26 protein-coding genes are annotated in these 24,190 nt (G+C 38.3%); all 26 read right to left on the bottom strand.

The window, feature by feature from the left end; translation table 11 throughout:
* Nucleotides 1–80: 80 nt before the first annotated feature.
* Nucleotides 81–866, bottom strand: a complete 786-nt coding sequence (ypjB, locus tag ACQKMR_RS05885) for a sporulation protein YpjB (protein WP_427696446.1) — start codon at nucleotides 864–866, stop codon at nucleotides 81–83.
* Nucleotides 867–983: 117 nt separating this feature from the next.
* Complete coding sequence (locus tag ACQKMR_RS05880) at nucleotides 984–1,580, bottom strand: DUF1405 domain-containing protein (protein WP_427696445.1); 597 nt, start codon at nucleotides 1,578–1,580, stop codon at nucleotides 984–986.
* 179 nt (nucleotides 1,581–1,759) lie between these two features.
* Complete coding sequence (locus ACQKMR_RS05875; protein WP_427696444.1) at nucleotides 1,760–2,527, bottom strand: c-type cytochrome; 768 nt, start codon at nucleotides 2,525–2,527, stop codon at nucleotides 1,760–1,762.
* Nucleotides 2,528–2,582: 55 nt separating this feature from the next.
* Nucleotides 2,583–3,257: a menaquinol-cytochrome c reductase cytochrome b subunit gene (qcrB, locus tag ACQKMR_RS05870; protein ID WP_034307974.1), complete on the bottom strand. Its 675-nt coding sequence runs from the start codon at nucleotides 3,255–3,257 to the stop codon at nucleotides 2,583–2,585.
* Nucleotides 3,258–3,260: 3 nt separating this feature from the next.
* Nucleotides 3,261–3,767 (bottom strand): ubiquinol-cytochrome c reductase iron-sulfur subunit, encoded by a 507-nt coding sequence (locus ACQKMR_RS05865; RefSeq protein ID WP_427696443.1) that lies wholly within the window; start codon nucleotides 3,765–3,767, stop codon nucleotides 3,261–3,263.
* Nucleotides 3,768–3,927: 160 nt separating this feature from the next.
* Complete coding sequence (locus ACQKMR_RS05860; RefSeq protein ID WP_056525040.1) at nucleotides 3,928–4,389, bottom strand: YpiF family protein; 462 nt, start codon at nucleotides 4,387–4,389, stop codon at nucleotides 3,928–3,930.
* A gap of 160 nt (nucleotides 4,390–4,549) precedes the next feature.
* Complete coding sequence (locus tag ACQKMR_RS05855; protein WP_053346769.1) at nucleotides 4,550–5,101, bottom strand: ReoY family proteolytic degradation factor; 552 nt, start codon at nucleotides 5,099–5,101, stop codon at nucleotides 4,550–4,552.
* Between the two features lie 37 nt (nucleotides 5,102–5,138).
* Complete coding sequence (locus tag ACQKMR_RS05850) at nucleotides 5,139–6,410, bottom strand: tetratricopeptide repeat protein (protein WP_427696442.1); 1,272 nt, start codon at nucleotides 6,408–6,410, stop codon at nucleotides 5,139–5,141.
* A 395-nt stretch (nucleotides 6,411–6,805) separates the two neighbouring features.
* On the bottom strand, nucleotides 6,806–8,092 hold the full coding sequence (gene aroA, locus ACQKMR_RS05845; protein WP_427696441.1) for a 3-phosphoshikimate 1-carboxyvinyltransferase: 1,287 nt from the start codon (nucleotides 8,090–8,092) through the stop codon (nucleotides 6,806–6,808).
* 26 nt (nucleotides 8,093–8,118) lie between these two features.
* Nucleotides 8,119–9,222 carry a prephenate dehydrogenase gene (locus ACQKMR_RS05840; protein ID WP_427696440.1) on the bottom strand — a complete coding sequence of 368 codons (1,104 nt, stop codon included), beginning with the start codon at nucleotides 9,220–9,222 and terminating at the stop codon, nucleotides 8,119–8,121.
* Nucleotides 9,223–9,269: 47 nt separating this feature from the next.
* Nucleotides 9,270–10,382: a histidinol-phosphate transaminase gene (gene hisC, locus ACQKMR_RS05835; RefSeq protein WP_427696439.1), complete on the bottom strand. Its 1,113-nt coding sequence runs from the start codon at nucleotides 10,380–10,382 to the stop codon at nucleotides 9,270–9,272.
* Between the two features lie 80 nt (nucleotides 10,383–10,462).
* Nucleotides 10,463–10,831, bottom strand: a complete 369-nt coding sequence (gene aroH / locus ACQKMR_RS05830) for a chorismate mutase (RefSeq protein WP_427696438.1) — start codon at nucleotides 10,829–10,831, stop codon at nucleotides 10,463–10,465.
* A gap of 25 nt (nucleotides 10,832–10,856) precedes the next feature.
* Nucleotides 10,857–11,936: a 3-dehydroquinate synthase gene (aroB, locus tag ACQKMR_RS05825; RefSeq protein WP_427696437.1), complete on the bottom strand. Its 1,080-nt coding sequence runs from the start codon at nucleotides 11,934–11,936 to the stop codon at nucleotides 10,857–10,859.
* A 3-nt stretch (nucleotides 11,937–11,939) separates the two neighbouring features.
* A complete protein-coding gene (aroC, locus tag ACQKMR_RS05820) occupies nucleotides 11,940–13,112 on the bottom strand; it encodes a chorismate synthase (protein ID WP_427696436.1) in 1,173 nt (390 codons plus the stop codon).
* Nucleotides 13,113–13,344: 232 nt separating this feature from the next.
* Nucleotides 13,345–14,121 (bottom strand): CheR family methyltransferase, encoded by a 777-nt coding sequence (locus tag ACQKMR_RS05815; RefSeq protein WP_427696435.1) that lies wholly within the window; start codon nucleotides 14,119–14,121, stop codon nucleotides 13,345–13,347.
* Nucleotides 14,122–14,301: 180 nt separating this feature from the next.
* Nucleotides 14,302–14,748, bottom strand: coding sequence for a nucleoside-diphosphate kinase (gene ndk / locus ACQKMR_RS05810; RefSeq protein WP_034308008.1), 447 nt, complete (start codon nucleotides 14,746–14,748; stop codon nucleotides 14,302–14,304).
* Nucleotides 14,749–14,844: 96 nt separating this feature from the next.
* Nucleotides 14,845–15,807, bottom strand: a complete 963-nt coding sequence (gene hepT, locus ACQKMR_RS05805) for a heptaprenyl diphosphate synthase component II (protein WP_427696434.1) — start codon at nucleotides 15,805–15,807, stop codon at nucleotides 14,845–14,847.
* 34 nt (nucleotides 15,808–15,841) lie between these two features.
* On the bottom strand, nucleotides 15,842–16,552 hold the full coding sequence (locus ACQKMR_RS05800; RefSeq protein ID WP_427696433.1) for a demethylmenaquinone methyltransferase: 711 nt from the start codon (nucleotides 16,550–16,552) through the stop codon (nucleotides 15,842–15,844).
* A 3-nt stretch (nucleotides 16,553–16,555) separates the two neighbouring features.
* Nucleotides 16,556–17,380: a heptaprenyl diphosphate synthase component 1 gene (locus ACQKMR_RS05795; RefSeq protein WP_427696432.1), complete on the bottom strand. Its 825-nt coding sequence runs from the start codon at nucleotides 17,378–17,380 to the stop codon at nucleotides 16,556–16,558.
* Nucleotides 17,381–17,631: 251 nt separating this feature from the next.
* Nucleotides 17,632–17,880 (bottom strand): trp RNA-binding attenuation protein MtrB, encoded by a 249-nt coding sequence (mtrB, locus tag ACQKMR_RS05790; RefSeq protein WP_427696431.1) that lies wholly within the window; start codon nucleotides 17,878–17,880, stop codon nucleotides 17,632–17,634.
* Nucleotides 17,881–17,899: 19 nt separating this feature from the next.
* Nucleotides 17,900–18,466, bottom strand: coding sequence for a GTP cyclohydrolase I FolE (gene folE, locus ACQKMR_RS05785; protein WP_427696430.1), 567 nt, complete (start codon nucleotides 18,464–18,466; stop codon nucleotides 17,900–17,902).
* 319 nt (nucleotides 18,467–18,785) lie between these two features.
* Nucleotides 18,786–19,058, bottom strand: coding sequence for an HU family DNA-binding protein (locus ACQKMR_RS05780; protein ID WP_034308023.1), 273 nt, complete (start codon nucleotides 19,056–19,058; stop codon nucleotides 18,786–18,788).
* Nucleotides 19,059–19,638: 580 nt separating this feature from the next.
* Nucleotides 19,639–21,117: a stage IV sporulation protein A gene (spoIVA, locus tag ACQKMR_RS05775; protein ID WP_053346784.1), complete on the bottom strand. Its 1,479-nt coding sequence runs from the start codon at nucleotides 21,115–21,117 to the stop codon at nucleotides 19,639–19,641.
* A gap of 231 nt (nucleotides 21,118–21,348) precedes the next feature.
* Complete coding sequence (locus tag ACQKMR_RS05770; RefSeq protein ID WP_427696429.1) at nucleotides 21,349–22,071, bottom strand: hypothetical protein; 723 nt, start codon at nucleotides 22,069–22,071, stop codon at nucleotides 21,349–21,351.
* A 16-nt stretch (nucleotides 22,072–22,087) separates the two neighbouring features.
* A complete protein-coding gene (locus ACQKMR_RS05765) occupies nucleotides 22,088–22,285 on the bottom strand; it encodes a DUF2768 domain-containing protein (protein ID WP_427696428.1) in 198 nt (65 codons plus the stop codon).
* Nucleotides 22,286–22,762: 477 nt separating this feature from the next.
* Complete coding sequence (locus ACQKMR_RS05760; RefSeq protein ID WP_427696427.1) at nucleotides 22,763–24,136, bottom strand: putrescine aminotransferase; 1,374 nt, start codon at nucleotides 24,134–24,136, stop codon at nucleotides 22,763–22,765.
* Nucleotides 24,137–24,190: the final 54 nt, after the last annotated feature.

The following is a 24,190-nucleotide window of genomic DNA, read 5'->3' as shown; positions in this document are numbered from 1 at the left end:
ATCCTCCTAAAACTATTATTACTCTCAATTCTAGGGAATGAATGCAACCATGTCAAATATAGAGTTCTCTTCACTTACCTTCAATCGTTATGTCCTTTTTTAGGTTTTTCCCGATCTCCTTTATATTTTCTCCAGCCGACATAAGAAAGAGTCATAATAATTATACTGCCAGTAGTTATGATAACCCACCAAAGGGAAGGATCTGCATCATCTTCTCCCATATCATTAAAAATAGACGATAATTCATTTTGCAATGCATCAAGCTCTTTTTGGCTTTCACTATCGCTCACTACTTCAGGGCGGTATTGATTAATGTATTGAATCCTAGTATCCAGTTGCTGAATCTTTTCTTTAGAAAGGTCGACCTTCAAGCTTGGATATATCATTTCATATTGTGAAAGGAATAAGTTCAATTGATTATTAAATGTTATTGTGTCTTGATGCATTGCGGCATCCTTTGTTTGCCTGAAGGAATTCATCATTTGATCCTCCATCTCGGTCCAAAGAGGCTGATGCGTTGACTTCACAGCATCCACAACAAGCCTAAATTTTGTAACTGAATTTATCTTTTCAGAATCTCCCTTATTCATATCCTTTATTGTCATCAATGCTTCATTATGGGCTACAGTTATAATTCTAAGTTCGTCCATGTCAAGTATCTGTTCTTTCGCTGTCTCTTTTATAAACTGGTCAGAAAAAAACGTAAGCATCTTTTCCGAATCTCCATATCGCTTCAACTTTGTCATTTCCAATGCACTATCGGAAATGTTATCTAATTGCTCCAAACTTGAAGAGGATTCTGCATAGACAGGGAAATGTAAGACGACAAATAAAACAGCAATGGTTAATATAGATTTTTTCAACATGCTACTCGTCCCTCCTCATATCTCTACTAAAACGATATGAAACAAAAAACATGAGTAGACCTTGTTCATCATAAAAAGTTAACCCCGCACTCACAAAAATGAATGCGGGGCTAACCATTAGTTAATCATTGAAAGAGTAAATCGCTTTTTTCTAAAACCAAAGTACCATCCAACAAAGATAGAAAGGATACTAAGCCAAAAGGTGAAATAACCTATCGAATTCATATAGACCAATAAATCACGATAAATAGGCATCATTTCAAAAACGTAATCGATAATATCATTATGTATTGTCCAAATCCCTGCTACAACCAAATGCCAAGGTTTTATTCGATAAAATGGTGCATATAATATCCCTTGAATCGCCATACCCAAATGAGAAGCCATTAACATATAGCCTTCCCAAGGCAATGAACCTGTTGTCATATATGTCAGTACATTCATCACAACTGCCCATAAACCATATTTGAATAGGGTTATTATCGCCAATGCCTCCATTAGGCCAAAGTTTCTTTTCAAAAGAAACCCCAGTAATACAAATACAAAAAATAAACTAGCAGTCGGACTGTCTGGTACAAATGCTAAAAAAATAGTCGGTGTGTTTGCTAACTGACTACCATACCAATAATATCCAAATAGAGTTCCGAATATATTAACAATTAATAACAAAAAGAGCATTTGCCGATTTGCAAGCCAGCTGTAAATAACATTCATTCTTTTTACCTCTCTTACATTCTCAATACAACCATTTTACAGTTCCTGATCTTTAAATCCAAGTTTTCATTTCAATTTCTTATCAGATTCGCTTCAATTTTCCAATAAAAAAGCCGACAACCGTAGTCGTCAGCTTTTCCATTCGGCAGCATATGAAGAAAATGCTGTCGATAAATACTTTATTTTGCTGTTAAACCCGAAACAAATTCAGCTAATGTTGCCAACTCTTCATCAGAACCTTTGAACATACCAGCTGGCATAGCACCTTGTCCTTTGACAGCAATTTTGGAAATCTCTTCTGGGGTTAACCCAGTGTCAATCAAGCTCGGTGCACCTGCTCCACCTGTTAACTCTGCTCCGTGGCAACTAATACAACCACTAGCATCCATGAGTTTATAACCTTCGCTGTCTTTATCAATGTCTGCACCTTCTACGATTGCACCTTGCTTCTTAGAAGCTTCCCAGTCGTGATGGGCTGCAGACTCCCATGTTAGATAAAAAACACCAGCCATTGCTAATAGCATAAAACCTACAGCAAATGGACGTTTTGCTGGACTACGCTCTGGACCACGGTCTAAAAATGGTGCCAAGAGCAATGCTCCGAATGCTAGTCCAGGTATAACGAGAGCCCCGATTGCATTATACGGACCTGATGCATAAGTATACTTAAGTAATTGGTAAAGGAATAGGAAATACCAGTCAGGTAGCGGAATATACGCTGTATCTGTCGGATCTGCTATTCTTTCTAATGGAGACGGATGTGCAATTGTTAGGCACAAATAGCCTACAAGAAATACAGCTCCGACCATCCATTCTTTTAAAAGGAAATTAGGCCAAAATGCTTCAGTTTTCCCAGGATATTCTGAATAATCTTTCGGAATATTCGGTTTACGGTTCGCGGAGATACGCGAGTCACCTACGAATTTCATACCTTTCCCACGATGCATTGAACAATCCCCTCCTTTATGAAAAGGTTTTTATGATTCTCAGTTCATAATTCTTTTATAGTGGACCTGAAATACCTTGTTTCCGGATCATCAAGAAATGAGCCGCTAGTAAAGCAAATAATGCTGCAGGCAGGAAGAATACATGAATTGCGAAGAATCTTGTCAATGTCTGTGCTCCAACTATTGTTGGATCTCCTGCTATCAATGTCTTAAGTGCTGGTCCCATTAACGGTACCGATTCGACAATTGTCAAAGTAACCTTTGTTGCAAATAGCGCTTTCATATCCCATGGCAGTAAATAACCTGTTAATCCTAATGCCAGCATAATAAAGAAAATTAATACGCCGACCATCCAGTTCAATTCGCGCGGTTTTTTGTAAGCTCCCTGGAAGAAGACACGAAGAGTATGTAAAAACATCATAACAATAACTAGACTTGCTCCCCAGTGATGCATACCACGGACAATTTGACCGAAGGCAACTTCATTTTGCAGATAATAAACAGATTCCCAAGCGTTTTTAATGTCCGGTACATAGTACATCGTTAAGAACATACCCGACAATATTTGGATGACCGTGATAAAGAAAGTTAACCCACCAAAACAATATACGAATGCAGAAAAATGATGTGCGGGGTTAACATGTTCAGGAACCTCATGGTCAGCAATATCCCGCCATAATGGCGTAATATCTAAACGCTCGTCCACCCAGTCATATAACTTTGTTAGCAATGTTTACGCCTCCCCATGCGGTTTTAGTTGACCCAAATAAAGAATTCCATCTTTCTCTTTCGTGTCATAGACATCCAAAGGTGAAACCGGCGGTGTCCCTTTCACGTTCACACCATCTTTCGTGTACCTGCCATAATGACAAGGACAGAAAAATTGATTCGGATTAGACTTATCCGTATTCCACGCTACCGTACAACCTAAATGTTTACAAATTGGAGATAAAGCAACGATTTTACCGTCTTCCATTTTATAAACCCAAGCTGTATTTGTTTCTTCAGACTCATACCACCCGTCGACCTGCTTAAAACTAAAGTCAACACGGGTTGGTTCGGTAGTCAGTTCACTTACCTTTTGTTTAGTTGCAATGTAATCCCCGCCTTTATCTGCTGATAATACAGGATCAATTGCAAACCTAACCATAGGCATCAACATACCGGCCGCCATAAATCCACCAACGCCAGTAAGTGTGTAATTAAGGAATTGACGTCGTGAAACATTACGCTTGCTCATGCGTTTTCCCCCCCTCTATTACTATACTGAGAGCCCAAAGGACCAATAAATAGCAACACTATAAAACTAGGACATTTCCATGATATCTCAATAATTTACCAAGGTCAATATTTGTAAAACCCAAAAGGTGGCAACTATGTGTCAAATAATGCGAAAAATCCTACTTTTTTTCATTTTTCCAATTATAAGTGAAAATATCAAGGATCTGGAGAACCTGCTGGTTAATCATTTCCCTAGCTTGGTTATTTTCTAGGGTTTCAAGAGGGATGGCTGGAATCCATACTAAATTATGTTCTAATTCCCGCTCTTCCTTTTTCCATTCAATATCTGATGTAAGAAAAAAAATATGTTTAAAATTATTTTCTTTCACTTTGTTGGTCCAACGCTTTAATAAATCAATCTTATCCTCCTCATCACTCAAATAATGAAAAGTTGGCATTAAAAGAATTCTTCCTTTCATCTGCTTTTCAATTTCCGAGCTTAAAATGGTAAGAAATTCATTCATTGAACCAGTTTGCTTAATTTGACTTCCAAATGTTATGGGAACCAAAGGAATTAAAACAGTATCCACATACTCTTTTGACTGGATATACATATCCAAATCTTTTGCTGTCCACTTCATATTTTTTCTTCACTCCCGATTTATTAAATCAACTCCTTTTCATTTTACCATTTTTTTATTACATCTTTACCATATACTTATAGTCTTTACAAAAATGTGGATTTTATCAGTGTTTTATAAAAAATAAAAACCTTTCCTGATTACGGAAAGGTCGTTTTAGTTAGCCAAGTACTTTTAATTGATTAAGTTGTTCGGTTAAATTCTTAAATGCCTGTTCGTCATGTTTATCTAGCGCTTCATCAATTTCCTTAAGTAGGCGGTCCCTTTGAAAATACAGCATACTTTTTTCCAAAAATTGCTCAGCCAGCAGCTGATCTTTTTCATTTGCAGCCGTGGATTTCGGCATGAAAGGGTTATTCTCAAGCACTGCTGCGTACTGATATGAAGAATAAGCGGATTTAAAATTGAGTTGAATATAAATATCTTCATCCCGGTTTAAGCGGATATCATGAAAAGATTTCTCTGCATCGGTCGTCATAATATTGGACTTATAGAACCTAAAAGGAACCTCTTCTACACAATGTGTCGACATAATTAATCCGCGTGGACAATATTGTGCATTTTCTACAAAATGAACCTTTTTCATTAATTGATCATGACTCATTAAATAATTTAATATCCAAACACATTCTCTTCTTTTCAGTTGATAATGATTTAAAAACCACCGAATAAAATCCTTTTTCTCATTCACAGAAACAGGGGCAGCCACCATGAATTCCCTCCTCTGTCTTGATTTTATTTTCTCTTCTCTACAATTCCTCTGGACTTTCGTCAAGCCGCTCCAAAATCATCACATACTCATCGTTTGCTGGGTTTATCTCAAGCAGCTTATTAAATACTTCTCTAGATGTGGTTCTGTCTCCTTCTTCAATTAAAAAGAAACCATAGTTTTCAAGAAAGTCTGGATTGTTCTTGAAAGAATTATATGCTTTATGATAGCAGGTTAATGACTCTTTAAATTGTTCTGTGTGTTGATAACATACGGCAGCTATCCATTCAAACTGCGGATCATCCTCACCGTATCTTCTAACCTCGCCAATACACTCTAAGATATCTTCATATCTTTCGTGATGCATATACAGTTTCAATAGAGTAAGTGCAGCTTCTAAATAGCCGGGATCAATAGCAAGAGCCTCTTTGAATAAATTTTCTGCTTCTTTATCAAGTCCGCTTTTTAAGGCTATTTTACCGCCGAAGAAATAAAGCTCCTTATTGAATTCATCAGCCTTGATGCCTTCTTTTACCGTTTTCAAAGCATTTTCCAAATCTTCAAGATGTTCATAACTCTTAGCCAAATATAAATATAAGGAATGATATTCATGATCCAATTCTTTCAATTCAATAAACTTACGCACGGCTGTTTCATAAAGACCTGCTTGGAAAGCTGTAAATGCATACTCAAATAACGTATTTATTTCGAGTCCGTCATTTAGAGCCTTTTCAAAGTACGGAAGGGCTTCCTCAAACTTCCCAGAACTGCTTAATGCTTCAGCTAGTCGTTGATTGACATTAACTCCAGCAATTTCTTGTTCCTGTTCCAAAACCTTTATGTAATTTGCAATGGCTTCCTGGTCTCTTCCTTGGTGATAGAACAGTTCACCTAGTGCAAAATCAATGATGATCTCATCTGGTAGTATTCCCTTTGCCTGCATCAATTTTCGCTCACTGACCTCATCCATCCCCTGTAGTTGATAAAGGTCTGCTTCCAAAAGCAATGCACTTGGATATACTTCATCATCTACACTTACTTTTTCAAGCATTAACATCGCTTCATCTTCTTGATCCATATCAATCAAAATTTCAGCTAATGAAACAATCAATTCTCCTTCATCAGGATATAGTTCTAGTAGATGCTCAAAAAGATCTTTTGCCTCCTCTACAAAACCAAGCTGGAGTATTTCCTCAGCCAGCAACAAAATGTCCTCGGCTGACTCTGATGATTTAATTCGATTTATATGTTTAAGAGCCTCTGTTAATTCCCCTTTTTTTAAATGCTGAATAACTTGATCTACTGTGTTCATTGCTGCTTCCTTCCTTTTTGCATAATAAACTTAGTCTCTAGACAAACACTCTCACGCGATAGTCTTATATTCTCTTCCATAAAGTACAAAATGTTGTATCTAATCGTGAGGTGCATAGTAAAAACAGTATTCATTAGTTTACCATACTGCAGCCCTGTATTCCATTGATGAAATTCTCCCCCCATTCTCATTAAAAAAAGGTTAATAGTTAATTCTCCATACAAAGGTAAATCTCCTTTTTGGTGATAATCACCTTTTTTATTATTCTAAGGAGTCATTATTTGAAAAAAGACTATAATGATAGCGCTTTCAACGATTCCAAGGGATTAATCTACGAAAAAAAAATATAAAAAAGTCTGCAGACTCTAATAAGGTCTGCAAACTTCTTATAATCTTTACTGTATTAAATGAGTCAAATGCTCAAAAAATTGTGGATATGAAACATCAATTGCATCCGGATCCTCAAGTTCTACTTTACCATCTGTGATCAATGCCGCTACAGCCAGCATCATCCCAATACGGTGGTCTCCATGGCTTGTAACCGTGCCACCATTTAGTACTTTACGTCCATTGATAATTAAACCATCAACAGTCGGCGTTATATCCGCTCCAAGGATGGAGAGTTCATTGGCTACCGTATCAATTCGATTGGTCTCTTTCACTTTAAGCTCTGCTGCGTCCTTGATTGTTGTTATTCCTTCCGCCTGGGTGGCCAAAAGTGCAATAACCGGTATCTCATCGATTAGGCGCGGAATTAAATCACCGCTGATTGTTGTTCCTTTTAAGCGAGAGCTTCTGACAGTAATATCGCCTGCCGGCTCACCTTCGCTCGATTTCTTCTCGACCGTTATATCTGCCCCCATCGCTTCCATAACTTCAATAATACCTGTTCTTGTCGAATTAAGGCCCACATTCTTCAGAACAATTTCACTATTTTCTGTAATCGCAGCAGCCACCATAAAGAACGCTGCCGAAGAAATATCTCCCGGTACATGAATATTGGTTCCTTTGAACACTTGATTGCCTTTTACTTTTATCGTTTGACCGTCTTTTTCGATTTTTCCGCCAAACTGATTTATCATTCGTTCCGTATGATCACGAGTCTCTTCCGGTTCGACAATGATTGTCTCCCCTTCTGCCTGCAAGCCAGCAAGGAGTAAAGCTGATTTGACTTGTGCGCTTGCCACAGGCAATTTATAGCTAAACCCTTGTAATTTGCCACCCCTTATGAAAAGCGGAGTGTATTCGGCTCCTTTACGGCCATCAATGTGTGCTCCCATCTGACTGAGAGGATTCACTACTCGGGTCATCGGGCGTTTAGCTATTGATTCGTCACCTACCAACACAGCCGAAAAATCCTGGCCAGCCAAAATGCCCATCATTAATCTGATCGTAGTACCAGAATTTCCGACATCAAGTACTTCACGTGGTTCCGTCAAACCATTAAAACCTTTGCCTTCAATACGGACCTGCTGCCCATCTTGTTCAATGTTTACTCCAAGCTGTTTAAAACAGGAAATAGTACTTAAACAATCTGCTCCAGGCAGAAAATTAGTAACTGTCGTTTCACCCTCGGCAAGGGCTCCGAACATAATCGAACGATGGGAGATGGACTTATCTCCTGGTACAGCAATCGCACCACGTAATGATTGAATGTTCGTTTTTAAACTTTTTGTATTCATACAATCATCCTTCGACTATTATTTTATTATGCGAGAATTGTTTCATATTCTGTATGTCTTGAAATACATTCCGATGCTTTAATACGGTCTACATCCGTTTGGAAGCTAATAACTAGAACACCGTATATTTCTTCCCTAGTTTCAATAATTCTTATGTTTGTTAAACTGATTCCTTCTTGAGCTAAATATCCGGTAATTTCAGAAATTACGCCAGCATAATCCGGTACATCAATATACAAATCATAAAAGGCAGGAATGGCGCCTTTCGCATGGGTTGGCAAATCATCTCTAAAAGTCTTTGCATCCTTAAAGAAACGCAGAATTTCTTCACTATCTTCATTTATTACAAGCTCTTTGACATTCTCCATTTCCTTCAGCCAATCATTCATTAATACGAGTAACACCTCACGATTATGTAGCAATATGTCACGCCACATTTCTGGACTGCTTGAGGCAATTCTCGTAATGTCTCGGAACCCTCCGGCTGCAAGTCTAGAAATCAGCTCATTTTCCTTACTATATGTCTCTGCCTGTTTAACCAAACCGGAAGCGACAATATGTGGAAAATGGCTGATTACACCTGTCAGTCTATCGTGGGTACCAGGAGTTACTACCAAAAAGTTCGCTCTAGTGCCAATTAACCATTCTTTTAACTGCTCAATTTTACCTTCTTCGACAGTTTCTTCTGGAGTAAGTAAATAAAACGCATTCTCAAATAAATGCAGTTTGGCGGCCCCTGCCCCGCTTTTATGAGACCCAGCCATAGGGTGACCACCGATGAAAGCCACACCTTTATCTATCAATGGTCTTGCCGCTTTTACGACTTTCTCCTTTGTACTACCCGCATCAGAAATGAGGACATCTCTCTTCAAATCCAATTCAGCTAATTTTGCTAAAATCTGGACGGTTTCATTTACGGGAACTGCAAGCAGAATTAAGTCAGCATCACACGCTCCTGCTTCAAGAGAAGATACTGAATCATCAATGATTCCCAGCAGCCTTGATAGTTGAATATTCTTTTCGCTTAGATCAAATCCAACAATCACAGCTTCAGGATGTGCATGGCGTACAGCCATGGCCAAAGATCCACCAATTAGACCTAGACCTATTACAAAAACCTTTCCCTTCACTCTTCTCTCCTCCGCTTCTTTTTGCTCCTATATACTTGCTGAAACGATTAAAGAAGCGAATTAGAAGAAGTAGCATCTTCATTTAAGAAAGATTTGATAGCATTAATCATTCCTTCATTTTCTTCTGTTGAACCAATCGTTACACGCAGACTGTTCGGGAAACCGAACGATTTTCCAGACCTTGCAATGTATCCACGCTCTAGCAAATATTGAAATACTACATCCGCATCCTGTTTGAAATGTATGAAAATAAAATTACCTTGTGATGGGTAATAAGCTAGATTTTCCTTACTGCAAAACTCATAATATTGTTTGAGTCCTTTTTGGTTCTCAGTATTACACTTTTCAATGAAAGCTTGATCTTCCAGAGCAACAATAGCAATCTTTTGTGCGAAAGTATTGACATTGAATGGTTCTCGGGATGGGTCGAGCTTCTGAATAATATCATCATCTGCCAATCCGTACCCGACCCTAAAGCTGGCAAGACCGTAAATTTTTGAAAAGGTGCGAAGTAAAATCAAATTCTTATATTTATTGATCCATTGATTTGTTTTCGGGTAATCCTCAGCCACTGCATATTCACAATAAGCTTCATCCAATACGACAAGAACATCATTCGGGACCTTTTCAATGAATGTTAATAAATCCTGTTCCGGAATGTATTTTCCTGTTGGATTATTAGGTGTACAAACCCAGACAACAGCCGTGTTCTCATCTATCGCTTTTAGCATACCTTCTAAATCATGTGCTCCGTCAATATGAGAAACTTCTCTGATTTCCGCTCCTTCGAGTGTAGCATTATGGCGATACTGTGAAAAAGTACCTGTTGCCATGACGGTGTTCTTACCAGCTCCCAATAGGCTTCTAGAAATGATTTGAATGTTCTCATCAGACCCATTTCCGAAAATAAGCTGTGTTTCTTTTACACCTGTATGCTTTGCAACAGCTTCTCTAAGCAATGTTGCATATCCATCCGGATAGATAGCAAAAGAATGGGTTGAGTTCTTAACGCTTTCTTTGACCTTTTCAGAACAACCAAAAGGATTTTCATTTGAAGCTAATTTCGTGATTTTTTCAAGACCGTACATTTTTTTTACTTCATCGGTTGATTTCCCAGGTTGATAAGACTTCAAGGAAAGGACCGCATCATTCCATTTCATGTCATTCACCTCTATATTTTTATCACTTTAAAGTGAGAAAGTGTGAGAATAGTATAGCATATTTTTCATAACTTCATATCTTATATTTTATTTGTCAAATCCGGCCGCAATACGACAGCTCCGGCTTGATAAACATGTTGTATCTCTTTTTGAGATTTTGTTGTATTTACATGAATCATTACCCGTATACAAGATGGAAGGGAGTTGCTTACTGGTATTTCTTGCATGCACGTTACTGGCACATATGTCCAACCCTCGAATTTACGTAGGGCTTTGGCTGGAAAGACAGAGCGTATCTCATCCGTTGCAGAAAAAAATACAGAGGCAACCATATCAGGATCAATCTCGTTGACCCGAATGATTTCTGCCATCAACTGCTCAACAGCAGCAATTACTTCTATTTCTGTGTCCTTCTCTACTGTTGTTGCGCCCCTTATTCCTCTTATCACACACAGTTCCCCCATTTCCTGTTTTTTATTTCATTTCAATCATTTCCTCTATAAGCACAGAGTCGGCTATATCCATTAATATTGGTGACCCCAATTGTTTAAGCAAGACAAAGGTAGCACCTTCATTGATTGATTTTTTGTCTGTTTTCATTAAATTAAGTAAGGTTTCTTTTTCTAGTTGTAAAGGAATGGTTGTTTGATAACCTAAAGAGGAAACCCAATTAATAAACTCGTCAAGTTTAAAATCTAGACCCTGTTCTTTACTGCTTAATTTAAGAGCATATACCATCCCGATTAAAATGGATTCACCATGCGTAAAATTTCCATATCCCATAGAGCCTTCAACAGCATGTCCAAGTGTATGACCGAAATTTAAAAAAGCACGAATCCCCATTTCTTTTTCATCTTCTTCGACAATGGACGCTTTTATGCCAATGCCTTTTGTAATCATTGTTAAAAATTGCTCATCCGTTATATTATTCAAATCAACAATATTCGACTTTAACCACCGATAAAACTCTTTATCAGCTATCAAGGAATGTTTAATGACTTCAGCAAAACCCGACCGTAATTCTTGAAGTGGGAGAGTCTGTAAAAATTCAAGGTCATAAATGACTGCTTCAGGCTGATGAAAGGCCCCAATCATATTTTTTCCAAGAGGGTGATTGATGGCAACTTTGCCGCCCACAGCACTATCATGGGCGAGCAGAGTCGTCGGAACCTGGATAAATGGAATCCCTCTCATAAAGGTAGCCGCAACAAATCCAGCCAGATCACCGACTGCACCACCACCAAGGGCGATAATCAATGACTTGCGATTAAGTTGTTGAGATAAGCAATAGCTTTGGCATTCATAAAACACTTCGAACGTTTTAGCATGCTCCCCTTCCGGTACAACATAATGCAGGACCTGTTTTCCCGTCTTAATCAGAGCTTTTTTCACAGTTTGTAAATGAAGTTCAGCTACTTTCTCATCGGTTATAATCAAAATCTTATTTAGTTGATTTAATTCATGTGTAATAAAATCAGGCAGCTCGTTAATCGCCTGTTTGCCAATTAAAACTGGATATTGCTTGGAAGCCGTTTTTATTTGCATGGATTCCATAGCTTAAAACTCCTTTACTTCTTCCCGATAAGAGTTTATGTATTCTGCCAATTGCTCATAACGATCTGAAGGGAATTGATCAACAATCGCAGCTGCAAGTTCCCAAGCCACTACAGCCTCGGCAACAACAGCAGCAGCAGGAACTGCACAGCTATCGGAACGTTCCACACTTGCTTCAAATACTTCCTTTGTATCAATATCAACACTTTTCAACGGCTTATATAAAGTAGGAATTGGCTTCATAACGCCACGAACAATAATCGGCATTCCAGTTGTCATACCGCCTTCAAAACCGCCAAGGCGATTGGTTTTACGGTAATAACCATTTTCTTTGTCCCAAGCAATTTCATCATGAACATCACTTCCAAAACGATGGGCCGCTTCAAATCCAAGACCTATTTCTACCCCTTTAAACGCATTAATACTCATAATTGCTGCTGCAAGCTTAGCATCTAGTTTACGGTCATAATGAACATAACTTCCTACGCCCACTGGCATTCCTTCTACAATGACTTCAACGATGCCGCCAATCGAATCCCCTTTTTGCTTCGCTTCATCAATTGCATCTTTCATCTGCTGCTCTACGTTTTTATCAAAACATCTAACAGAAGATTCTTCGGTCACCTGCTGTAATTGCTGAATTGTTTCATATTGTGGTGGTTCAGCCTTTATTCCACCAATTTCCAATACGTGTGATGCCACTTCAATCCCCAATAACGACAATAACTTTTTAGCAACTGCACCTGCAGCAACCCTTACAGTCGTTTCACGGGCTGAAGAACGTTCCAATACGTTTCTTAAATCACGATGCCCATATTTAATACCGCCGTTCAAATCTGCATGACCAGGACGAGGACGAGTAATTTTACGCTTGATTTCTTCAGCTTCTTCCTCTGAAAGCCCTTCACTTCCCATGATCTTAGTCCAATGTTTCCAGTCATCATTCTCAACAACTAAAGCAACCGGTGAACCTAGTGTGTAGCCATGTCTTATTCCCGAAGATATAAAAGCCTGATCTTTCTCAATCTGCATTCTTCGTCCACGCCCATGCCCTTTTTGCCGGCGTCCTAATTCTTCATTAATATCCTCATTCGTAATCGGCATTCCTGCCGGTAATCCCTCAATAATAGTAGTCAGTTGCGGACCATGTGATTCTCCCGCTGTTAAATATCTCATCTTCCAGCCCCCTTTTAGCACTTTAAAGTGTATATGTATCAATATACCACAATTTTATGAAATGTGGGTATACAACTTTAAAACCTTATTTGTTGTTTGAATATACACACTTTTCTTTTTATTTTACATGTTCTCCAACATTTTCGATATAGTTTAATCTCTCATATCAAGACTCTGTTTTTTAATTAGCAAATCAAAAAGGACTGAATGCATTATCAGTCCCTTGTTCTTACTATTTGCTTTTTTTATAAAAAAATGTGTCAATCGTTTCAAACTCATATTTTCCGGGATTAAATATTTGCTCTGTACTTCCTACAAAAAACACTCCCTCACTTTTCAATGACGCGCTGAATTTTTCATATAAAAGACTTTTGGCATCTTCAGTGAAGTAAATTAATACATTTCTGCATACGACTAAGTCAAATTCTTGATCAAATCGATCTGCAAGAAGATTATGTTTCTTAAATGTGACACTCCGCTTAATTTCATCATCGACCCGATAAAAATCCTCTTCTTTTATAAAGTATTTCTTTTTTATTTCGGCAGGTACTTCGTTCAAAGAACGCTCAGGGTAAACTCCCATTTTCGCACGTGCTAATACATTCTCATCTAAATCCGTCGCTAGCATCTCTATCTGGCTAAAGGGAACAAGATTGGATAAAATCATTGCAATTGTGTATGGTTCTTCACCAGTTGAACAGGCAGCGCTCCATATTTTCAACCTTTTTTTGTTTTCTAATAAAGAGGGAAGAATTTTTTTCTCCAATACTTCCCATCTTTTCGCGTTTCGATAAAACTCCGAAACATTAATTGTCATTCTGTCTAAAAATTCATTTAAAACGTTGGGACTTGTTTGAATGTCTTTATAATATTCACGAAATGAGTGATAACCTCTTTTTTCATAAAGTGAAGTGAGGCGCCGTTTCATTTGCCCTTCCTTATATAATGACAAATCAATTCCTGTCAACATTTTGATTTTTCGAATAAACTCTTCATATTCTTGAGGCATCCCTACGACTCCCTTTGTAAAAGTAGTTCTTCTCTTTATATATCGGAGAGGGCTAATTATTCTTTAAAAAACGGCTCTTTACGACTTGTGACAGGTAAAATAGTCAAAGATTCAAAAAAAAAGCAGGTTCTATCGCACAAGGACGACAGACCCGCTTTTTTGAAATTTATTAACTAACTATTAATAAACCCACTCGTTAACAAGTTTAGAATATTCAACAAGTTCTTCTTCTTTGAAGAATAAGCCAATTTCACGAACAGCACTTTCAGCTGAATCTGATCCGTGAATGATGTTTTTGCCTACAGTTACTGCAAAGTCCCCACGAATTGTAGCTGCTGCTGCATCTTTAGGATTAGTAGCACCCATCATTTGACGTGCAGTTGCGATTACATTTTCACCTTCCCAAACCATTGCGAAGACAGGACCTGAAGTGATGAAGTCCACTAATTCGCCAAAGAAAGGACGTTCTTTGTGCTCACCATAATGTTGCTCAGCTAATTCCTGAGAGATAACCATTAATTTCGCTCCTGCTAGAAGGAAGCCTTTCTTTTCAAAGCGGGAAACGATTTCACCGATTAAATTACGTTGAACGCCGTCAGGCTTTACCATTAAAAATGTTCTTTCCATAATTGTCACTCCTAATATGTATCATTGTTATTTGCCTATATAAGGCAATCCTTTTAGAATATTACCATTGTTTGATGAGTTTCGCAACTCCAAGTCCTAAAACTTTCTTTTTCCGATATTTTTCGCTATATCAGATAATGTTTTCCTCGCCTTTATAGCAGGAAGACCTTTCAACTCGGAAAAAGCTTTTTCTAAATACATGTCACTGATTCTAGCAGCTTGCTCAATGGCGCCTGAAGATTTTATAGCATTAATAATATGGGTCATTTCGTCTTTAGACGTATCTTCCCGAACTGTTTCGATAAGCGTTTTCAACTTTGGATCTTCCATCGCAATCAATACTGGTAAAGTAATGTTTCCTTGAATCAAATCGCTTCCGGCCGGTTTCCCAAGTTCCTCTTCCGAAGCCGTAAAATCTAAGATATCATCAGTAATTTGATAAGACATCCCGACATAATAACCAAATTTAAATAGCTTTTGATGAATTTTCTCATCAACGCCCGCCGAAATAGCTCCCAACTGGCAGCTAGAAGCAATGAGTAATGCTGTTTTTCGTTTGATTCTTCGGAAATAAATCCGCCAATTTTGATTGAAATTGTATTTATCTTTAATTTGCTCAATTTCTCCGAGACATAGTTCAACCATAGTATCCGCGAGAATTTGATGCGCAAGCGGCGACTCAATTACTGCCATCATTTCTAGTGCCCGTGCAAAAATGAAGTCGCCTGTATACATGGCGACACGATTATCCCACTTTGATTTTATAGTTGCAGATCCCCTGCGTAAGTCCGCATCATCAACAACATCATCGTGTACGAGAGAAGCAGTATGGATTAGTTCCAATGTTGCTGCAACATGCTTCACGACATGAATATCATAATCGCCAAACTTCGCACCCAAAAGGACGAATACCGGACGAATTCGTTTTCCGCCGGATTGCAGTAAATGCAGTGAAGCTTCCCTTAAAACAGTGGAATCGGCTTCAATTGCAGCTTCTAGTTTTTTTTCTATTAATTGCAAATCTGTATTCAAAAAGGAATACATCATTTTAAATTTCATACATTTCACCCAGCTTTGTCCATTGCTATTATGCTTAATTTGAAGGCTTGTACCCGAAATGTGTTGCTGCAACACCGCCGAAATGGGCCTTGTAACTGACATTTTCCATTCCTGCCTGTTTAAACATGCTTTCAAGCTTTTTCATGCCCGGAAAATCACGCGCCGATTCCTGCAGCCATGAATATTCGTTATAACTTTTAGCGAATAATTTGCCAAACACGGGCATTATGAAACGAAAATAAAAATAATAGCCCTGTTTAAACCCAAGCATTGTTGGCTGTGAGGTATCGAGGCAAACGACCATTCCACCCGGTTTGACAACACGGTTTAATTCTTTGAGCACTTTCATGTAATCAGGAACATTCCGCAACCCGAATCCGATTGTGACATAATCAAAGCTATTATCCTCAAAAGGAAGTTCCATCGCATTCCCGTGCAAAAGGGAAACTTGATCTAAATTGAGTTCTTTCACCTTTTGTTCGCCAATTTTTAGCATGTTTTTACTAAAATCTAGGCCAACAACCTTTCCTTCAGGTCCTACTTCATTAGCAAGGGCAATGGTCCAGTCCGCTGTTCCACAGCATACATCAAGTGCATGGGCGCCTTTTGGGACATTCATTATAGCCATTGTAGCCTTCCGCCATTTAAGATGCTGCTTAAAGCTGATGAGGGAATTCATCTTGTCATAATTACCGTAAATCTTTTCAAAAACATGATGAACTTTTTGCTCTTTAGACTGCTCCATGACTCACCCTTCTTTCACGTATGAAATTACTTCACTCTCAGTTTGTTTCAAAATTACATTTACTCTTTGAAGTAAATAGTCATTCTTAGTTACTAGCTTCTGCATCGAAAGCTTTACAGATTGCCTGGCATCCCTCAGACACTTTTCGAATTGATTCCGTATCTGTGCTTCCTTTTCTGAAGCATCATTACTATTCGAATCATCAAAAGATATGTCTCTTAAGACATCAAAAACTACCGATTGACCAGACGTTAGATAGTTTCTCATCTCAGCTTGCAGCCGATTCAAAAGAAGCAGGTCTTCTGAGATGTCAATCCAGGCAGGCTGATTATAATAATCAGCCAATTTAAAAATCAGCGAAGCCTCAATCGCTTTAATTGTCGTTATAAGCGTTGGTACATCCTTAATGGACCGTTGTTGATAAAGAATGATTTTATGATCATTTATTTTTTTAATGGCGCTTGATAGTATACGAATCATCTCAACATTACCTACACCGGCAAGCCCTTGATAGTATAAGCCGCTATAATAATCACCAGCAAGAACTTGTAATTGCCGATTTTTCAATTCCTCAGGCAACTCTATTCCTTCGCCCGAGTTTGACACTATTTCATGGGTATCAAGAGCTATTTGCACTAACATAGTTGAAATAATGTATTGATTCCGTTCTTCGCTTAAAACGTCCACATCGTTAAACAATCCCCAAAGCAATAACAGTTTATCGTCGTCTAAGCTTGGCTTTTGAATATATTTCAATAAATATGGATGTTGAGCTTTGGTTTCTATTAATTGTTTTAATTGAATTAAGTCGTTCGTTATGTTTAACAATTGAGATCACCCTTGCATCCCCGAAAGATAATTTTTTTTCATACATATTGGTTTCTGTCTGTGTAAAATACACATTATTATACCATAAAAACAATCAGATGAAATGGACAACGTTTATAAAATGAAACTTCCATAAATAAGGAAACCATCGTCTTATGTTCATTCAAAAAAATGGATGCGGGAAATTTACAGCTTGTTAAAACGTGATATCAGATGATTGATTTAAAACATAACCAATTAGGGACAAGATTTTACTTGTCATAAGGATTCTTTTTCGAATCACTTTCAATCTCACCGAATGGAGTATAAATCTTTGCATTCCCTCTGATTTTAATCGCAGAAGTGTGCTCTGTGAATTGTGCAATCATCACTTCCCCTGAATCGAGTTTTTCAGAGTGATGAAACTTAGTATCCGTTCCTCTAGTTAAACCGATGACATTTACACTATCCTCAATGGCTTTAATTACCACAAAATCATTCAAGATCTTTTTTTCATTCATTTTCTCCCCCCCCATATCCTTAGTCTTTAATGAATGCCAGTACTTCAGCTCTTGTACGATGATCCTTAGCAAACGTTCCTCTTACAGCTGAAGTCACTGTTTTAGATCCGGGTTTTTTGACACCTCTCATTGTCATACACATATGTTCAGCCTCTACTACCACCATGACACCATGAGGTTCAAGCTTTTCCATTATGGAGTCCGCTACTGTTGAGGTGATGCGCTCTTGGAGTTGTGGACGCTTTGAAACTGCCTCTACAGCTCGGGCTAACTTGCTTAAGCCTGTAACTTTCCCATTTTTCGGGATATATGCTACATGAGCTTTTCCGTAAAAAGGCACTAAATGATGTTCACAGACGGAGTAAAACGGGATATCTTTTACAAGGACAAGTTCCTCATGGTCTTCTCCAAAAACAGTTTCGAAATATTCTTTTGGATCCTGAGTAAGTCCGGAAAAAATTTCTTCATACATTCTTGCTACACGGCCAGGGGTATCAAGCAGTCCTTCTCTAGTAGGGTCTTCCCCAACAGCCTCAAGAAGCATTTTCACCGCTTCTTCAATTTTGGCATGGTCAACATTAGCCATTTAAACTTACCTCCTAATAAATAAATAATATGTATTCAGAAAAAAATGCATGGCGTTTCACCCTGACATTCATATTTCCTATTTTTAAAGCAAACCTATGCCTAACTGCTATGTATTAGCTTATAGTGAACTCGAAATTAGCTTTGTCGGATTTGCTTTTTTCATAATGATAGATCCTTTTGAATAAATTTATCAAAATCACCTTATCTAAAGTATTCACTGTCTTTTATATTATCACAGATAGAAATTAAGAAGCAAAAAAAGGGCCGCGTTTGCACGCGGCCCTTTTCCGGTTAAGCACCCGTATGTAATGGTAGAGTTACTTCACTGCATCTTTCAGTGCTTTACCAGGTTTGAAAGCTGGCACTTTGCTAGCTGCAATTTCGATTTCGTCACCAGTTTGCGGGTTACGACCTTTACGAGCCGCACGTTCACGAACTTCAAAGTTACCGAAACCAATTAATTGGACTTTATCACCGTTTTTTAGAGCTTCTAAGATTGTATCAAAAACAGCATCAACAGCTTTTGTAGCGTCTTTCTTAGAAATTTCAGTTGCTGTAACAACTTCATTAATCAATTCTGTTTTGTTCATGCCATTCACCTCCTCCCAAAAGGATTTTATAAAAAATCATTATTACAACACTATAATAGTGATTTGATATTAGTTTCGGTCAAAAATTTCCGTTCCCTGATAATCAGGGTTAACCCAGCTGAAATAATTTCCCAAAAAATGCACCTAGAAATTTTAAAACAGGTTGAAATCGCTGATATAACGCGTTTTCTGTATGTAGATTATCACAAATCCTATTAGCTTAGCAAGGGAATTCAAAAAATAATGGGAATTCTTTCATAAATAATTGTATATATTATAAATTTTGTCTTTCGCTATTCATCATTTCCCTTTTTTATAGAAATTAAACTTGTTATATTACTGAAAATCGCATAGCCATAGGGCTTTTAGAGATTATACCGGAAAAACATCCAGATTTTCAAGAAAGAAACTCCCATCAAGAGAAATTTTTCAGGAAAATAATTGTTCCCTCTCTTACTTTGGCAACATAGAAGCCAGTACGACCTAATGTTAAGCCAAAAAGGTATCACCCATTTTTTTATTCTTATTAAATTCTAAAAAGACCAATCCGATGAAGGAGTTGGTCCAGCTTTTAACCTTTTTATAATATGATAGCAATCAATCCCCCACTGCCCTCATTAATAATCCTTTCCAGCGTCTCTTTCAATTTGTAACGTGCATTATCCGGCATCATCGCTAATTTCACCTGAATGCCTTCTCTTACGTAAGAACTCAGGCTTCGGCCGAAAATATCAGAATTCCAAATGGAAAGTGGATTGTCTTCGAAATCTTGCATTAAATATCGAACCAATTCTTCACTCTGCTTTTCCGTTCCAATGATTGGTGAGAACTCCGATTCAACATCGACTTTGATCATATGAATTGAAGGGGCTACAGCTTTGAGCCTTACCCCGAACCTGGCTCCCTGACGGATAATTTCCGGCTCATCTAGACTCATATCATTAAGAGAAGGGGCTGCGACGCCATAACCCGTTTGTTTAACCATTTTTAATGCATCTGCAACCTGATCATATTCGGCCTTGGCATAGGCAAAGTCCTGCATCAGAGATAAGAGATGATCCTTCCCCCGTATCTCCACACCGACAATTTCTTTTAAAATATCATCATAGAGTTCATCTGGTGCGTAAAGGTCGATTTCAGCCACACCCTGACCCATCTCAATACCTGCAAGAGCAGCACGGTCGATAAACTCGAATTCATTGAAATGACCGACTACACGGTCGACATCTCTTAGGCGTTTAATGTCCTTCACGGTCTCTTTAACAGCTTCCTGATAGCTTTCCCTTAACCAATGATCCTCCCGCAAAACCATTACCCAGCTCGGAAGATTCACATTGACTTCAAGAACAGGAAATTCATATAGGGCCTCACGCAAGACGCTATATACATCTGATTCCCGCATCCCTTCAACACTCATGGCCAATACAGGTATATCATACTTTTCCTGTAAAGACTCCTTTAGTGCGACTGTATTTGGGTGATGGGGCTGAACGGAATTGACAATCATAATAAATGGTTTGCCAACCTCCTTCAATTCTTCAACAACCCTCTCTTCCGCCTCTAAATAATCACTGCGTGGAATTTCTCCAATTGATCCATCCGTAGTAACTACTACTCCTAGAGTGGAATGATCCTGGATTACCTTTCGTGTGCCGATTTCAGCTGCTTCATTAAACGGGATCGGCTCCTCATACCATGGAGTATGAATCATACGGGGACCATTTTCGTCTTCATACCCTTTAGCCCCAGGTATTGTATAACCCACACAATCGACTAAACGAATGTTCACTTCAAGCCCTTCCGCTACCTGAATTGACGCTGCCTGATTCGGTACGAATTTAGGTTCTGTCGTCATAATCGTTTTTCCAGCGGCACTTTGAGGCAATTCATCCTGTGCCCTGGCACGGTCAGCTTCTGACGGTATATTCGGAATAACAACAAGCTCCATGAATTTCTTAATAAATGTGGATTTCCCAGTTCTGACGGCACCGACCACACCTAAATAAATGTCGCCACCGGTCCGCTCAGCTATATCTTTGAAAATATCTACCTTTTCCAAGGTATCCCCTCCCGAATTAGAGTTTTGGGATTTCGTTTATCCATTTACTTTTATTTAGGACACTATATATCTATGATGTTGTCCTAAAAATTTATTCCAATTATTTCCCTGGTTTAATCCCTTCCTCCACCAGAAATTTTATATAAGGGTTGTTATTTTAAAAGTAAGATGAAATAAAAATAAAGAAATAACCCTTCCCCTACAATATATTTTGTAGAAGAAGGGTTATGACTATTTTGAAAGAAATTTTGGATTATTTGTTTTTTTATCAATTGTATATGGCAGTGAATAGGCAGGAACAAACTCTGAACTTTGTACAAGGAGTTCACGTATATCATCACCAGGATTAATATCTCCGTCATGCCCCTGCAATACATCATATAAATCAGGTGTATAGTCAACAAAAATATTGCCTTCACCGTCAACCACCAAATATAAGTCTTTTTGTGAAAATGGACTCGTGACCGTAGGGGCTTCCTTAAGACCCATTTTTGCATAATCCAGAGTAAAGACATTATCCGCTAACCTTTCCTTGAATGGGGGATATCCGTTACTTTGCTGATAAGCTTTCAATCTCAAGGAAATATCCTGAATTTTTTGAGCCATCCTGACATCCAAAAGCTTTACCGTCGGATCATCTTCAACATTAACAAGGATATATTGAAAAACTCCTCCTGATTCATAGGCACTGTCAGGCGGTTCTGCCATATATTTGGGTGAAATCTTTGAAAACTTAATCACGTATTTTTGGTAAATTGGTGTTTCAGCCTCTTTTGTAACAATTGGTAAAATGCCGCCTTCATCTTTCTGAAATTGATCAACTGCGCTTTGGACAGATTGAATTTGCTCTTTATAAGGCAGTTGATTTTGCACTTTTTGCTTCTGAGGATACAAACATCCAGTCAATAACCCCGAGATACATAATAAACATAATATTTTGAAAAAATTTCTCATCATTTCTCCTCACCTATCAAGTGGTTGGCCCGCTAAGAACAACGATAAGGATGATCAAGCCGGCTAGAATCATAAGTATGTATGCAATAATTGCTGTTAAGCCTTTCCAAAAACCTTTTAATTTATAGCGGCTTAAGTAAATAAGAAATATAGAGATAACCATAAAGCCCATAGCTATAAAGGATATCCACATTTTTTGCAGAGCAGGTGTCATATCATAATCACTCCTTTTTCCAGAAATTATTATAACATACCAAATTACGTTAAAGGAATTAAATCATTGTCCAAACTGTGTAATAAATTGCTTGTCCATTCAATTGATAAATATTAATTTTCAATTTCACTACCTTTAGCTTGCATTTAGTCCGATAAAAAGCTGCCACTTCTTGCAAATTACTCGATTAAAACAAAAAAGACTGTAGGCAAAAGCGGTTATATCTAATTGTTAAAACAAAGTTGATTGGAACGGAAGGTGCGAGACTCCTGCGGGAAAAGCGCGTCCAAGGGAGACCCCACAGGCGCAAAGGCGCCGAGGAGGCTCCCGGACCGCCCGCGGAAAGCGAGTTCCCTACGTTCCAATCAACGTTCGAATTTTTAAAACCCTCAAAAAAACTGTAGACAAACTCGATTTTCATCGAGTTTGTCTACAGTCTGAAGCAGCCCTTCGGCTGCTTTTTTTGTTGAATTAAAATTAAGATTTTAGTGCTGGCAACACATCTTTAAACGCTTTGATAACTGTATCAACTTCATCCAAGTGGATTGTCAATGACGGCTCAATCCGGATTGTTTTAGAGTTTATAAGCGTACCCGCTACCAAAATACCTTTATCGAAGAGAGCTTTTGAGAATTCATAACCTACTTCGTCTTTATGGAACTCAATGCCAATCATTAAACCTTGACCACGGATCTCCAAAACCTTATCTTTATGCTCGTTAGCTACCTCTCTTAATCCATTAAGGAAGTATTCACCTACTTCTGCGGCACGCTCCGGTAATTTTTCTTCCAAGAGCACATCGATTGTAGCAATGGCTGCAGCACAGGCAAGTGGGTTTCCTCCGAACGTGGTTGTGTGCATGAACGGATTTTCGAACCAGCTTTTAAACACTTTCTCATTGGCTACAACAGCCCCAGCTGGCATCACTCCACCACCAAATGCTTTAGCTAAACAAATAATGTCTGGAACAACATCATAAAGCTCAGAGGCAAACATTTTGCCTGTACGCCCCATTCCCGTTTGCACTTCATCCAAAATTAATAACGCATCATACTCATCACACAATTCTCGAACTTGCTTCAAATAACCTTGTGGAGGCAGAATGACTCCTCCCTCTCCTTGGATAGGTTCCAACAATACAGCAGCAACATCTTCACCGACTAGTGCACTACTTTCAAACGTTTTCCTCATCATATCGATATCACCGAAAGGTACATGACGTACGCCTGGAATCAGTGGTAGGAACGGTTTACGGAACATGCCCTTTGCAGTAGCCGAAAGAGAACCAAGACTTTTTCCGTGAAATGATTTTGTCGTCGAAATAATCGTGAATCGGTCACTGTACATTTTAGCCAATTTCAACGCAGCTTCTACACTTTCAGTACCGCTGTTCGTAAAGAAGGAGTATTTTAAATCTCCCGGTGTAATATCAGCAAGAATCTTAGCAAGCATTGCCCGTAATGGATCTAGTAAGTCCTGGCTGTGAAGTGCTTGTCTTTGCAATTGATCAGTAACGGCTTTTACAACTTTGGGGTTACGGTGGCCAACATTATAGATACCAAAGCCGCCTAAACAGTCAATGTATTTTTTTCCATTAACATCTGTAAAACAGGAATCCTGGTCAGACCATTCTACTGCTGCGAATTGTGTATCTTTCGTTACCGTTTTCCGATATTCTAAAAAACCTGGGTTTACATGATTACGGAAATTTTCAACAGTTTCTTTCGTTACCCATTGAGCATCTTCTTTTGAAATTTCTTTTTGTTCGATTAATTGAAGCACTTTTTTAATATAATCCTGTGTTTCTAATTGGCTCACTTGATTTGTTTTATTTTCTACATTAATTGACATATAAAAAACTCCTTTTTTGTAATCTGTAGTGGTAGGTTAATTAAGATAGCTCTG

This window comes from Peribacillus sp. NPDC096540 (assembly GCF_050278525.1).
Taxonomy (GTDB): domain Bacteria; phylum Bacillota; class Bacilli; order Bacillales; family DSM-1321; genus Peribacillus.
Note: the sequence above shows the minus strand (reverse complement) of the source record. Positions and strands in the feature narration are given on the sequence as shown.

Coding starts and splice junctions, on each gene's coding strand:
- ypjB (WP_427696446.1), bottom strand. CDS start 866: ATGTTGAAAAAATCTATATTAACCATTGCTGTTTTATTTGTCGTCTTA.
- ACQKMR_RS05880 (WP_427696445.1), bottom strand. CDS start 1,580: ATGAATGTTATTTACAGCTGGCTTGCAAATCGGCAAATGCTCTTTTTG.
- ACQKMR_RS05875 (WP_427696444.1), bottom strand. CDS start 2,527: ATGCATCGTGGGAAAGGTATGAAATTCGTAGGTGACTCGCGTATCTCC.
- ACQKMR_RS05865 (WP_427696443.1), bottom strand. CDS start 3,767: ATGAGCAAGCGTAATGTTTCACGACGTCAATTCCTTAATTACACACTT.
- ACQKMR_RS05860 (WP_056525040.1), bottom strand. CDS start 4,389: ATGAAGTGGACAGCAAAAGATTTGGATATGTATATCCAGTCAAAAGAG.
- ACQKMR_RS05855 (WP_053346769.1), bottom strand. CDS start 5,101: ATGGTGGCTGCCCCTGTTTCTGTGAATGAGAAAAAGGATTTTATTCGG.
- ACQKMR_RS05850 (WP_427696442.1), bottom strand. CDS start 6,410: ATGAACACAGTAGATCAAGTTATTCAGCATTTAAAAAAAGGGGAATTA.
- aroA (WP_427696441.1), bottom strand. CDS start 8,092: ATGAATACAAAAAGTTTAAAAACGAACATTCAATCATTACGTGGTGCG.
- hisC (WP_427696439.1), bottom strand. CDS start 10,382: ATGAAATGGAATGATGCGGTCCTTTCCTTGAAGTCTTATCAACCTGGG.
- aroB (WP_427696437.1), bottom strand. CDS start 11,936: ATGGAATCCATGCAAATAAAAACGGCTTCCAAGCAATATCCAGTTTTA.
- aroC (WP_427696436.1), bottom strand. CDS start 13,112: ATGAGATATTTAACAGCGGGAGAATCACATGGTCCGCAACTGACTACT.
- ACQKMR_RS05815 (WP_427696435.1), bottom strand. CDS start 14,121: ATGCCTCAAGAATATGAAGAGTTTATTCGAAAAATCAAAATGTTGACA.
- ndk (WP_034308008.1), bottom strand. CDS start 14,748: ATGGAAAGAACATTTTTAATGGTAAAGCCTGACGGCGTTCAACGTAAT.
- hepT (WP_427696434.1), bottom strand. CDS start 15,807: ATGAAATTTAAAATGATGTATTCCTTTTTGAATACAGATTTGCAATTA.
- ACQKMR_RS05800 (WP_427696433.1), bottom strand. CDS start 16,552: ATGGAGCAGTCTAAAGAGCAAAAAGTTCATCATGTTTTTGAAAAGATT.
- mtrB (WP_427696431.1), bottom strand. CDS start 17,880: ATGAATGAAAAAAAGATCTTGAATGATTTTGTGGTAATTAAAGCCATT.
- folE (WP_427696430.1), bottom strand. CDS start 18,466: ATGGCTAATGTTGACCATGCCAAAATTGAAGAAGCGGTGAAAATGCTT.
- ACQKMR_RS05780 (WP_034308023.1), bottom strand. CDS start 19,058: ATGAACAAAACAGAATTGATTAATGAAGTTGTTACAGCAACTGAAATT.
- ACQKMR_RS05770 (WP_427696429.1), bottom strand. CDS start 22,071: ATGAGAAATTTTTTCAAAATATTATGTTTATTATGTATCTCGGGGTTA.
- ACQKMR_RS05765 (WP_427696428.1), bottom strand. CDS start 22,285: ATGACACCTGCTCTGCAAAAAATGTGGATATCCTTTATAGCTATGGGC.
- ACQKMR_RS05760 (WP_427696427.1), bottom strand. CDS start 24,136: ATGTCAATTAATGTAGAAAATAAAACAAATCAAGTGAGCCAATTAGAA.